Source organism: Pseudomonas sp. Irchel s3f10 (assembly GCF_900187515.1).
Taxonomy (GTDB): domain Bacteria; phylum Pseudomonadota; class Gammaproteobacteria; order Pseudomonadales; family Pseudomonadaceae; genus Aquipseudomonas; species Aquipseudomonas tensinigenes.
This window is the reverse complement of the sequence record NZ_FYDZ01000006.1, coordinates 160,310-172,423: the sequence shown is the minus strand read 5'-3', so window position 1 is coordinate 172,423 and position 12,114 is coordinate 160,310. Positions and strand designations below refer to the sequence as shown.

The window sequence follows — 12,114 nt, the reverse complement described above, 5'->3', positions numbered from 1 at the left end:
TTCGGTCGCCCTTTTTTGTGCCTGCGATTTAGTGTCCGCGGCTTGCATGACGGTTTTGGTGAAACCAATCTGGCTTCTGGGTGGTCTGTTTCTTTAATCGGATCAATCGCCTATTCACGACTAAGCTTGGTCTTAAGCGTGTAGTCGTCGGGCAGTTGCCTGGCATAAGGAAGTGGATGAACAAGTTTATTGTCCTCATGGCTGTACTGGTTCTGGCGGGCTGTACGACCAGTGCCAAAACCCATGCTGTGCGTGGCGTCAGTGGTATAGAGGTCGATTGCTCTGGGTTGGGCTCTGGCTGGGAGAAATGCCAGAAGCGCGCGGCAAAGGAGTGCAAGGGCGCGGGCTACAAAGTGATCACGCGATCAGATGATGCCAAGGATGAAGATGAGTTTCCTTTTGGCTTCAACCCGGCGGGCTACGTGACGCGAACCATGCTAGTGATATGCCGTTAAGTATGCTGTGCCCTGTTTGTTGCTGTGATGCCCTGAAAACGGGCGTTTCGACGCGGTGGAAGATATGTCAATCCCTGGGCTGTTCAAAATCTTCCGGGCGTGCTAAAACCTTTCAAGCGCTGATCTAGCTGCTTGAAAAAGAAGGGAAAAATATGACGAAGTCGGAGTTGATCGAACGAATTGTCACCCATCAAGGGCTGCTCTCATCCAAGGATGTGGAGCTGGCCATCAAGACCATGCTTGAACAAATGTCCCAATGTCTGGCCACCGGTGATCGTATCGAAATCCGTGGGTTTGGCAGTTTCTCTCTGCACTATCGTGCGCCTCGCGTTGGCCGCAATCCAAAGACTGGCCAGTCTGTCAGCCTTGACGGTAAATTCGTTCCGCATTTCAAGCCGGGTAAAGAGCTTCGCGATCGGGTGAATGAGGAAGAGGAGGAGGGGGTTTGACAGTCGCCATTTCTTAAGAGGTTCTCATGCGTAATCTCAAACGCATCTTTATTGGTATTTTTATTCTTCTGCTGGTCTTGGTGATTCTGGCGTTTGTGCTTGAGAATCAGCAATCAGTGCCGTTGTTGTTTTTAGGGTGGGCAGCTCCTGAGCTCCCGATCTCTATGGTCGTAGTGCTGGCATTGCTGATCGGTATGCTTGTGGGTCCAGTACTTGGCTGGTTTCTGGGTCGTTCGTCCAGGGCAGCACGCAAGCGTCTCGTCTGAATGTGCAAGGCGCAGGGCGTCTGTCGAATTTGCGTCCCAGGCTGTCTATATCCATTAGTAAAAGATTCATTAAGCTGTAAAATACACCCCTTGTTCGATAGTGGACTATTCCACGTCGATTCAGTCTGGCTCTGACGGAAGCCTCAGTTTGACGGCTTCTGCTTTCATGGATTAGACAGTGCTCGTTGGTGTCACTGTCCGCAGCTCAAGGGTATGGTTTCGCGTGAAAATTCTAGTTACCGGCGGCGCCGGGTTCATCGGCTCGGCAGTCATCCGTCACATCATTTCCAATACTAGCGACGCAGTGATCAACGTCGATAAGCTGACGTATGCCGGTAATCTTGAGTCCCTGGCGGAAGTTAGCGGCGACTCGCGCTATGTGTTCGAGCGTGTCGATATCTGTGATCGCGATCAGATCGACCGTGTCCTGCGTGAACATAAACCAGATGCCATCATGCACCTGGCCGCAGAGTCCCACGTCGACCGCTCGATTACCGGTCCATCCGAATTTATTCAGACCAACATCATCGGAACTTACACTCTGCTGGAAGCTGCCCGCCACTATTGGACTTCAATGGATGATGCGCGTAAAGCCAACTTCCGTTTCCATCATATTTCAACCGACGAAGTTTACGGTGATCTTGAAGGGCCAGAAGATCTCTTTACCGAGACCACTCCCTATCAGCCAAGCTCGCCTTATTCGGCCAGCAAAGCCAGTTCCGATCACTTGGTTCGCGCTTGGGCACGTACTTATGGCCTGCCGACATTGATTACAAATTGCTCGAACAACTATGGCCCTTGCCACTTTCCTGAGAAATTGATCCCGTTGATCATTCTCAATGCGCTGGAAGGCAAGCCGCTGCCGGTTTATGGCAAAGGCAATCAGGTTCGCGACTGGCTGTATGTCGAAGATCACGCTCGTGCATTGTATAAAGTCGTTACTGAAGGTGTAATCGGCGAGACTTACAACATTGGCGGACATAACGAAAAGCAGAACATCGAGGTGGTTCACACACTTTGTGCTTTGCTTGATGAGTTGCGTCCTGATTCCGTCCATCGGCCGCATGCCAGCTTGATTACATATGTCCAGGATCGCCCGGGCCACGATCAGCGTTATGCAATTGATGCCAGCAAGATCCAAAAAGAGTTGGGGTGGACTCCGGAAGAAACGTTCGAGTCCGGAATTCGTAAAACCGTCGAGTGGTATCTGACTAACATCGAATGGGTGGAGCATGTAAAAAGTGGCAGCTACCAGCAGTGGATTGACGCCAACTACAGCGACCGTTCGGTGAAAGCATGAAAATCCTTTTGCTCGGCAAAAATGGCCAGGTTGGCTGGGAGCTTCAACGCGCTCTCGCCCCTCTTGGTGATTTGATTGCACTGGATCGTAACGCGGTTGGTGATTTGTGCGGTGACTTGGCGAACCTCGACGCGCTGCGTATGACTATTCGCCAAGTCAAACCCGATGTGATTGTTAATGCCGCGGCTTACACCGCAGTAGACAAGGCCGAGTCGGACAAGGAACTGGCGGATCGGGTCAATGGTGAAGCGACCCGGGTTATGGCGGAAGAAGCAGCGCTTCTGGGTGCATGGCTAGTACACTATTCGACCGATTACGTATTCAGCGGCCTCGGTCTGTCTCCTTGGCAAGAGACAGACGATGTGGCTCCGGTGAATCATTACGGAGCCAGCAAGCTCGCCGGTGAGCAGGGGATTCTGCAGTCCGGCTGCAAGCACCTGATCTTTCGTACCAGTTGGGTATATGGCGCGCGTGGTAACAACTTCGCCAAAACAATGTTGCGCCTGGCGAAAGACCGCGAAAGTCTCAATGTCATTGCCGATCAAATTGGCGCACCTACAGGTGCAGATCTCATTGCGGATGTTACTGTCTTGGCAATTCAGAAAGTGCAGCAAGCCCCTGAACTGGGTGGCTTGTATCACTTGGCTGCCGGTGGTGAGGTTTCTTGGCACGGTTATGCGGCTCACGTCATCGACTTTGCACGTGCAGTTGGCGAAGATCTGGCAGTCAAGGAGGTGAATCCGATTGATACGACGGCCTATCCAACTCCCGCACGTCGGCCATTGAATTCGCGTCTAAATACTCAAAAAATTCGCGACAATTTCTCTCTGCACTTGCCGGATTGGCAAAGTGGTGTCACCCGAATGCTTATGGAAGTTTTAAATAAATGATCACTACAAATCGTAAAGGCATCATTCTCGCTGGCGGTTCGGGTACGCGTCTACACCCGTTGACCCTGGGCGTATCCAAGCAAATGTTGCCTATCTACGACAAGCCGATGATCTTCTATCCGCTGTCGGTGCTAATGCTTGCAGGCATGCGGGAAATCCTCATTATTTCTACACCTGAGGATTTGCCTTGTTTCCGTAAGCTGCTGGGTGATGGCAGCCTGTATGGCATCAAGTTGACCTATGCAGAGCAACCAAGTCCTGATGGCTTGGCTCAAGCATTTATTATCGGTGAGGAATTTATTGGCGAGGACCCTTGCTGCTTGATTCTGGGCGACAATATTTTCCACGGGCATCATTTCTCGGACAACTTGCGCGCCGCCAGCAATCAGGAAAGTGGAGCCACAGTTTTTGGCTATCACGTTTCTGACCCGGAGCGTTTTGGTGTCGTCGAGTTTGATGATTCCGGTCGTGCCTTGAGTATTGAGGAAAAGCCTGCTCAGCCAAAATCCAGCTATGCAGTAACTGGCTTGTACTTCTACGACAATCAGGTTGTTGATATCGCCAAAAGCATCAAGCCGTCTGAACGAGGCGAGTTGGAAATTACTGACGTCAACCGAGTTTATCTTCAGCAAAAATCGCTCAGTGTTCAAATGCTCGGACGTGGTTTTGCATGGCTTGATACAGGGACTCATGATTCTTTGCTCGAAGCAAGCCACTTTGTGCACACCATTGAACATCGTCAAGGATTCAAGATTGCGTGTCTTGAAGAAATTGCTTATACCAATGGGTGGATTGACGCGGAACAACTTGGGGCTCAGGCTGAGCGCCTGAAAAAAACCGGGTACGGCCAATATCTTCAAAAGCTATTGGATCATGGCTCGCTGTAATTCGAGCGAAGCACACTCTGGATTAGTAAATCCAGCACCGTCTATGCAGGATTCGCATGCCAGTAGAAAATCAGAACGTTGCAGTTTTGCTGGCTGCGTACAACGGTATGCTTTGGATCGAGCAACAACTTGATTCGATTCAAGCCCAATCCATGACGGATGTATCAATCTACATCAGTGTCGATTTGTCTACCGATGGCACTGAGGCTTGGTGTGCTGCCTACGCGGCACGTCATCCCAATGTGGTTGTTCTGCCACCGCACGGCAAGTTCGGTGGGGCATCACGTAATTTCTTTCGCCTGATACGGGATGTCGATTTTTCCGGACATGACTTTATCGCCTTCGCTGATCAAGATGATATTTGGCACGAGGACAAGCTTGTCCGGGCAACCCGTACTCTGGTTGATGATCAATGTGACGCATACTCGAGCAATGTTACTGCTTTTTGGGCGAGCGGAAAGTCTCGCTTGTTAGACAAGGCTCAGCCTCAAGTCGAATGGGATTACTTGTTCGAAGCAGCAGGGCCAGGCTGCACCTATGTGTTAGGGCGCAGACTGGCAGACGCTCTTAAAACTTCACTCCTTACTAATTGGCCGGCGTTGCAGTATGTTGATCTGCACGATTGGTATTGTTATGCGTTTGCTCGTAGCCGTGGGTTCAAGTGGGTGATTGATCCAGTATCCACGATGCAATACAGACAGCATGACCGTAATCAGGTCGGTGCCAATACCGGGATCAAGACATTAATCGCCCGCTACAAAACAGTGTGGGACGGTTGGTGGTTCAAGCAGGTTCGAATAATTGTAGAGCTGATTGGTCTGATGGATGATCGATTTATTCGTCAATGGATTGGCTTTAGTCGCAGAGAGTTGATGCTTCTGTCATTGAGTTCATATCAGTGTCGGCGACGTAAGCGCGATAAAGCGCTTTTCTTTATTTTATGCTGGGTTGCAGCGCTGTCAGGAACGAAGAAAAGATGAATCAGCCGCTGGTTCTGGTTACGGGGGCAACAGGATTCGTAGGTGAGGCGGTAGTTTTTAAGCTGCTTCTTGATAAAACATTTACACCCTTGGCCGCTGTACGCTCCCAGTCAAGAATCAGCGGGCTGTGTAAAACCGTATATTGGGATATGAACTCCCCAGATATCGGTTTTACGCTCGATGGTATTCACGCAATCGTTCACTGTGCTGCCAGGGTTCATGTGATGGACGAAACTGCTCCGGACGCGATGGATGAATTTCGGAAAATCAATGTCTACAGTACTTTGAATCTGGCGAGAAATGCCGCCAAGTCAGGCGTAAAGCGCTTTATATATATAAGCTCTATCAAAGTGAATGGTGAGAGTACTCCTCCAGGTCAGCCTTTTACATCTGTTCTGAGTTCACTGCCGCAAGATCCTTATGGGCTATCGAAATTCGAAGCTGAAGAGGGATTAAGAGAAATAAGTTCAGAAACAGGTATGGAATTGGTTGTCATTCGTCCGCCGCTGGTTTATGGGCCGGGTGTTAAGGCAAATTTTCTGAATATGATGACCTGGCTGGATAGGGGAGTTCCGCTTCCGCTGGGTGCTATTAACAATCAGCGAAGTCTGGTGTTTATTGATAATCTGGTGGATTTGATTGCTACCTGTATCAGCCATCCGTCCGCTGAGGGACGTGTATTCATGGTCAGTGATGGCGCGGACATATCCACATCGCAGTTGCTTGGATTAATGGCGAAGGCATTAGGAAAAAAAAGTCGCTTGATACCGGTTCCGGTCGGCCTGCTGAAATTGGCTGGTTTTTTGGCTGGACGCAGCGGGATGACTCAGCGCCTTTGTAGTTCGCTGCAAGTCGATATGAGTGAAACTTGCCGTTTGTTGGGGTGGTCTCCTCCGATAACAAGGGATCTAGCGTTCCGCCGTAGTGCTCTTCACTTTCAGGATAGTCAGAAAAAATGATTTTCTGTGGGCTATTATTTGTTGTTCTTTGCGTCTCCCTCGCTTTGACCTGGGCTTTGCGTCGCTACGCACTCAAGGCAAGCATAATGGATGTCCCGAACGAGCGAAGTTCTCACTCGGCACCTACGCCTAGAGGTGGGGGCGTCGCGATTGTTATCTCTTTCATTGTAGCGCTTCCAATACTAGTCGAATTTGACTCTTTAGCGCTGTCGGAGGCAGTAGCACTGGGTGGCGCAGGCTTATTTATAGCAATATTGGGTTTTGCTGATGACCATGGACACATCGCTGCTGCGTGGCGTCTGTTGGGGCATTTTATTGCTGCAGGCTGGCTTCTATTCTGGTTGAACGGGTTGCCAACCATATCGATTTTTTCCCAAACACTAGACTTGGGTTGGGCTGGCCCGGTGGTCGGCGCGATGTACCTGGTCTGGCTTCTCAATTTATATAACTTTATGGATGGCATTGACGGTCTTGCAAGTGTAGAAGCCATTTGCGCTTGTTTAGGTGTGTGTATTGTCTACTACTTTGCGGGTGGGGCAGAACTTTTTGCTATACCTTTGTTACTGTCTGTGGCGGTCATGGGGTTTCTCTTTTGGAATTTTCCGCCTGCGAAAATATTCATGGGAGACGCGGGTAGCGGTTTTCTGGGGATTACATTAGGCGGCTTTTCTCTTGTTTCAGCCTGGCATTCGCCTGATTTTCTATGGTGCTGGTTGATATTGCTTGGTGTCTTTGTAGTAGACGCTACATTTACACTTTTTCGTCGAGTCGCCAGAGGCGAAAAAATTTATCAGGCTCACTGCAGTCACGCCTATCAAAATGCCGCAAGGCACTTCAAGAGTCATAGGTTTGTTACTTTGGCTGTGCTCGCAATCAACGTACTCTGGCTTCTTCCCATTGCTGTGTTTGTCGCCACCAACGCATTGGAAGGCATGGTAGGTATTTTGCTAGCCTATTTTCCAATCGTCGTACTTGCTTGGAAGTTTGGGGCAGGGTCAGCCTCATCTCAATAGGAATTTACTTTCATGACTTTTGAAAAATATCTACCGTGAAAGGCTGCCGACCAGGCTGAAACATCTCTGAAATTGACGGTCCAGCGGCGATTTTTTGAGATCCAGGCGTGGGTTTGATAAGATCGACATTCTGATTTTCGTGCTCCTCTCGATTTCAGGATTCTCAAGCGGCTGGCCTCAGAGCCAATGATTTCTGGCAGCAGCCTCTGCTTTTTTAACAAGAACCGCGAAGGTATCGAACATGCTCCCCCCGAAAAATGTGTTGCACCTTGGAAAAATGGCCTGCATACGGTGACTGACTCTTTTTTACGCAAGGAAAGCAATGCAGTGACCGTTGGTAATGAAACGATTGGGACGGTTGCGATACTACTTTGCACCTATCAGGGGGAGCGCTATCTCGCGGAGCAGATCGACTCTATCATCAGTCAAACTTACGATAATTGGGTTATTTATGCCTCCGATGACGGATCGCAAGATCGTACCTTGGAGATTCTCCGTAGCTTTCAGAAAAAGCTGGGTACGGAGCGGCTTTTTATATTCTCAGGTCCGCAGCAAGGTTACGCTAATAACTTTGTTTCTTTGGTCAAGAATCAAAATATCGTCGCGGATTACTACGCGTTCTGTGATCAGGACGACATATGGTCAGCAGATAAACTCTGTGTCGCTATCCAGTGGCTGAAAAGAAACACGACAGATATCCCTTCACTTTATTGTGGTCGAACAGCGCTGGTTAATGAGTCGGGAGTGAAAATTGGTCACTCACCTCTCTTCAAGTATCCGCCGAGCTTTAAAAACGCACTGGTACAAAGCCTTGCTGGCGGAAATACGATGGTGTTCAATCATGCGTTGAAAAAAATAGCCAGCGTTACCGTCAATTCAGAAATTATTTCTCATGACTGGTGGTTCTACATATTGGCGACGGCATGTGGCGGTCAGGTTTTCTACGATTTCGAATCGCATGTCAGCTATCGACAACATTCAGATAATGTGATTGGAGCAAATGCCGGTGTTATATCCGGCTTGTCACGTTTAAAGAAAATGCTTGGTGGTCGTTTGCTCGAGTGGAATAGACGTAACCTTAAAGCAGTTGAGTTGTTAAAAGGGCGTATGCCGCCTGCAAACTTGATAGTCTTAGAGAATTTTGAAAGGGCAAGATGCTCGCCACTACTCAGGCGCTGCGTTTTTTTAATGCGGTCGGGTGTTTATCGGCAAACGCTGAAGGGGAATTTAGCCCTTTGGATAGCGGTATTCCTCAACAGAATTTGAACAGGATTATTTATGCAGTTGGATGGATGTGATGTTTATCGAAAAAACGAAAAGGTTCTGAAGGGGGTAGTAGCAATATTCTCCGAAGTGCCTGATTTCAGTTTTTATGATTTATGCCAGTAATTTGTTTTTTGATTGTTGATTATTGAGATTTATTTGGTTTAGTCGATAGTGCGATGCTTCTTGGAGTGGCTATGACCAGTTTTGTTGGAAGTTTGAAGGCGAGTATTCTTGCACCAGCCATTTCGGTTGTACGCAATCGTTCGTTGATACTTGCATTGAGCAAGCGTGAAGTGCTCGGGCGATATCGCGGAGCTAGTTTTGGCCTGTTATGGTCGATTTTAAGTCCTTTTTTGATGCTGTGTGTATACGCTTTTGCATTCGGCAGCATTCTTAATAGCCGTTGGCCACAGCCCTCTGGTTCGGTCAACAGTTTTGCGATAATTCTCTTTGTTGGCCTTATCGTGCATGGTTTCTTTGCAGAGTGTTTTACTCGTGCGCCAATGCTGATTACCAGTAATGTAAGTTACGTTAAAAAAGTTATTTTTCCTATTGAGATACTTCCTTGGCCGATGGTGGTCTCGGCGTTGTTTCATACCTTCATGAACGTTGTAGTCCTGATCGTGCTAAGGCTGGCAGTCGATCACCAGTTTTCCTTAAGTATTGTTCTCTTGCCGGTCGTGTTTTTACCCTTGATCATATTGATGTTGGGGGTTGGCTGGTTTCTTTCCGCTCTGGGGGTATATATTCGGGATATCAGTCAGGTTACAGGGGTGCTGTCCACCGCACTATTGTTTACTTCCTCGGCTGTCGTTCCGGTTAATGCCATTCCAGAGCAATATCGATTTGTGTTTTCCCTCAATCCATTGACTTTCATTATCGATCAGGCACGAGAGGTTTCTCTGTGGGGCGGCATGCCCGATTGGACAGGGTTAGGGCTATATGCCTTGGCCAGTTCGCTGTTTGCATTGATCGGATATACATGGTTTTCGGCGACAAGAAGGGGCTTTGGCGATGTGCTCTGACTCTGCAGTGATTGTGAGCAATGTGAGTAAAAGCTTTCCCGTATATGAGAAGCCCCATCATCGGCTTCTGCAGATGCTTTCTCCAGCGAGTAAGAAGAAGAACTGGTTCAGAGAGTTTCATGCGTTAAAAAACATTAGTTTTGAAGTCAAGCGTGGAGAAACGTTTGGGATTGTCGGTCGTAATGGCTCCGGTAAGTCAACTCTCTTGCAGTTGATTTGCGGTACGCTATTTCCAAGCCAGGGCGGAATCAAGGTTAACGGGCGTATTGCTGCTTTGCTTGAGTTGGGTGCTGGTTTCAATCCGGATTTTACCGGGCGTGAAAATGTTTACTTGAATGGTTCTGTGCTTGGTCTTTCCAAGGAAGAAATCGATTCCCGATTTGAGGCAATAGCTGCATTTGCAGATATCGGCAATTTCATTGAGCAGCCGGTAAAGAGTTACTCAAGCGGAATGTATGTCCGCTTGGCATTTTCCGTAGCTATTAATGTAAGCCCGGATTTACTCATTGTAGATGAGGCGTTGGCGGTCGGTGATGAAGCCTTCCAGCGTAAGTGTTTCGCGCGCATTCAGCGTCTAAGGGATGATGGTTCTACTATCCTCTTCGTATCTCATTCTGCCGGGATTGTAACCGAACTTTGTGACCGGGCTATTCTCTTGGATCAGGGAGAAGTACTTGCCCTTGGCGGTCCAAAGTCGGTTGTCTCAAAGTATCATAAATTAATCTATTCACCTGCTGATTCTGTGGAGGCACTGAGAGCAGAAATTAAATCGCAGATAAATGATGAGCTGCAAAGTCCTGACAAGTTTGTTTCGGCCGCTGATAGAGTCGATTCCAAGTTGGTAATCAGTGCCAAAAAAGACGCCGAGACTAAAGAAGATGCCTATTACGATGAGGGCATGGTTCCGCAAAGCACCTTAAGTTATAGCTCCAACGGTGTGTCCATAGATAATGCTCAGATTGAAACTCTAGACGGTCGCCGGGTCAACGTGATTCAGGAGGGTGAGGCCTATAATTTTGTATACGAAGCAGAGTTTTCGGAATCTGTCGAGAAAGTAAGATTCGGTATGATGATTCGTACTACCTCTGGACTGGAGTTGAGCGGAGCAGTCAGTTCCACGACTCAAGACGCGATTGAAACTGTAGAAGAGGGGACTCGAGTCAAGGCGGTTTTCCCTTTTGTTTGCCAGCTAATGCCTGCAATGTATTTCTTGAACGCGGGTGTCTTGGCTGTTGTGGATGGACAAGAGCAGTTCCTGGATCGAAAAATCGATATCGGGATGTTCCGGGTATTGCCCAATCCGTCGCGCCTTTCTACTGGTTTGACAGATTTGGTTGAATCTCCCGATTTATGGTTCTCTTCTACAGATTCATCGGTGACTCATCATGCTTAAGCCTACTGCGATTCTGGTATTGGGAATGCCTCGAAGTGGTACTTCGGCGGTAACCCGTGTACTTAACCTACGTGGCGCAGCGTTGTCGGGAAACTTGTTGCCTGCTGCCAAACCGAACCCTAAAGGTTTTTTTGAAAGCGCAGACGCGTTGGCCATTCATGAGCGGCTTCTGACCGCTTTAGGGCGTACCTGGTTTGACGTCAGTGAAATGCCTGAGCGGTGGCTTGAGCACCCAGCGACACAGACGGCATATGAAGAGTTGATCGCGTTGGTTCGACGTGAATACAGCGACCAGATGCTTTGGATTATCAAAGAACCGAGAATGTGTCGTATTGTTCCTCTATGGCTTAGAGTTCTTGAATCGCTGGATATTGCGCCGCGTGCACTTCTGGTTACCCGTCATCCTGATGAGGTTGTCAGTTCTGTCGCTCGAATGGTAGGTGAAGAGAAGTGGGGACCCAAACATACTGAAGTTTTGTGGCTTGAGTACTTTTTTGAAGCTGAAAAAGCTACACGTGAAATTCCCCGAGCGATGATTACTTATGATCAATTGTTGGAGGATTGGGCAGGCAGCGTAGAGCGGGTTGAAGCCGAACTGAAGCTTGAGTGGCCAGTTCCGATCGCGGAAGCGAAGCATGAAATTGATGCTTACCTGGGAGTTGAGAACCGTCACCATGACCACAACTCGGGCGCTGACCCGCAACGCAAACAGAGAACGTTTGCAGAGCGTGTATATTCTGTGTGCAACGAAATGCAGAGTGATTACTGGCGGGTTATCGAAAACGCACAGGCCGAATTTTCCGAAATGCTGGCTCTTTTCTCTTCGCCGATGCACGAAGCAGTCAATAGGGCGGTGGAGCAACGAGATCAAGAGACGCTTGTGCAGCAAGCTGAACTCGAGGCGTTGAGACAACATCATAATGATGTTTTTTTTACGCAACATGCTGAGTTGATCGCGCTGAAAGAAGCGCGATGTGAAATGGAAGAGGCGATAATCAAAATGGAAAAAGCGCTCTCCGAAAGTAATGTGGAAATATCTAAATTGATAAATTCACTCAATGAAGTTTCGTATGAGCTTGGAGTCGTCGCTACGCGAGAAGAAAGCTGTCAGCAGCAGCTACGCGAAGTTCAGGCGAGTTATGCGGCGCTCCACGCGCTTACAGGCAGCCGGATGTGGCTGGCAAAAAAAATATTCTCGATGTCAAAAAAATAAGCCTTATTTGAATTGGTG

Annotated in this window: 13 protein-coding genes; all 13 read left to right on the top strand. The window is 48.5% G+C overall.

What is annotated here, in order from left to right:
* Nucleotides 1-176 precede the first annotated feature (176 nt).
* On the top strand, nt 177-455 hold the full coding sequence (locus tag CKW17_RS15540) for a hypothetical protein (protein ID WP_007908433.1): 279 nt from the start codon (nt 177-179) through the stop codon (nt 453-455).
* 152 nt (nt 456-607) lie between these two features.
* Nucleotides 608-904 (top strand): integration host factor subunit beta, encoded by a 297-nt coding sequence (gene ihfB, locus CKW17_RS15535; RefSeq protein ID WP_003189779.1) that lies wholly within the window; start codon nt 608-610, stop codon nt 902-904.
* A gap of 26 nt (nt 905-930) precedes the next feature.
* The gene (locus CKW17_RS15530) at nt 931-1,170 is read left to right on the top strand and encodes a LapA family protein (RefSeq protein WP_095120517.1); all 240 of its coding nucleotides are present in this window, start codon (nt 931-933) and stop codon (nt 1,168-1,170) included.
* 223 nt (nt 1,171-1,393) lie between these two features.
* The gene (gene rfbB, locus CKW17_RS15525; protein ID WP_176470079.1) at nt 1,394-2,470 is read left to right on the top strand and encodes a dTDP-glucose 4,6-dehydratase; all 1,077 of its coding nucleotides are present in this window, start codon (nt 1,394-1,396) and stop codon (nt 2,468-2,470) included.
* Nucleotides 2,467-3,360 (top strand): dTDP-4-dehydrorhamnose reductase, encoded by an 894-nt coding sequence (gene rfbD / locus CKW17_RS15520; RefSeq protein WP_095120515.1) that lies wholly within the window; start codon nt 2,467-2,469, stop codon nt 3,358-3,360. The genes rfbB and rfbD overlap by 4 nt, the downstream gene beginning before the upstream one ends.
* Entirely contained in the window at nt 3,357-4,247 is an 891-nt protein-coding gene (rfbA, locus tag CKW17_RS15515) for a glucose-1-phosphate thymidylyltransferase RfbA (RefSeq protein WP_095120514.1), read from the top strand. The genes rfbD and rfbA overlap by 4 nt, the downstream gene beginning before the upstream one ends.
* Before the next feature lie 56 nt (nt 4,248-4,303).
* Complete coding sequence (locus tag CKW17_RS15510; protein ID WP_095120513.1) at nt 4,304-5,227, top strand: glycosyltransferase; 924 nt, start codon at nt 4,304-4,306, stop codon at nt 5,225-5,227.
* A complete protein-coding gene (locus CKW17_RS15505) occupies nt 5,224-6,186 on the top strand; it encodes an SDR family oxidoreductase (protein ID WP_095120512.1) in 963 nt (320 codons plus the stop codon). Before CKW17_RS15510 ends, CKW17_RS15505 begins: the two co-directional genes overlap by 4 nt.
* Nucleotides 6,183-7,199: a glycosyltransferase family 4 protein gene (locus CKW17_RS15500; protein ID WP_095120511.1), complete on the top strand. Its 1,017-nt coding sequence runs from the start codon at nt 6,183-6,185 to the stop codon at nt 7,197-7,199. The genes CKW17_RS15505 and CKW17_RS15500 overlap by 4 nt, the downstream gene beginning before the upstream one ends.
* Nucleotides 7,200-7,385: 186 nt before the next feature.
* A complete protein-coding gene (locus CKW17_RS15495) occupies nt 7,386-8,465 on the top strand; it encodes a glycosyltransferase family 2 protein (protein ID WP_256586242.1) in 1,080 nt (359 codons plus the stop codon).
* A gap of 194 nt (nt 8,466-8,659) precedes the next feature.
* On the top strand, nt 8,660-9,490 hold the full coding sequence (locus CKW17_RS15490; protein ID WP_095120509.1) for an ABC transporter permease: 831 nt from the start codon (nt 8,660-8,662) through the stop codon (nt 9,488-9,490).
* The gene (locus CKW17_RS15485; RefSeq protein WP_095120508.1) at nt 9,480-10,883 is read left to right on the top strand and encodes an ABC transporter ATP-binding protein; all 1,404 of its coding nucleotides are present in this window, start codon (nt 9,480-9,482) and stop codon (nt 10,881-10,883) included. The genes CKW17_RS15490 and CKW17_RS15485 overlap by 11 nt, the downstream gene beginning before the upstream one ends.
* Entirely contained in the window at nt 10,876-12,096 is a 1,221-nt protein-coding gene (locus CKW17_RS15480; protein ID WP_095120507.1) for a sulfotransferase, read from the top strand. The genes CKW17_RS15485 and CKW17_RS15480 overlap by 8 nt, the downstream gene beginning before the upstream one ends.
* Nucleotides 12,097-12,114: the final 18 nt, after the last annotated feature.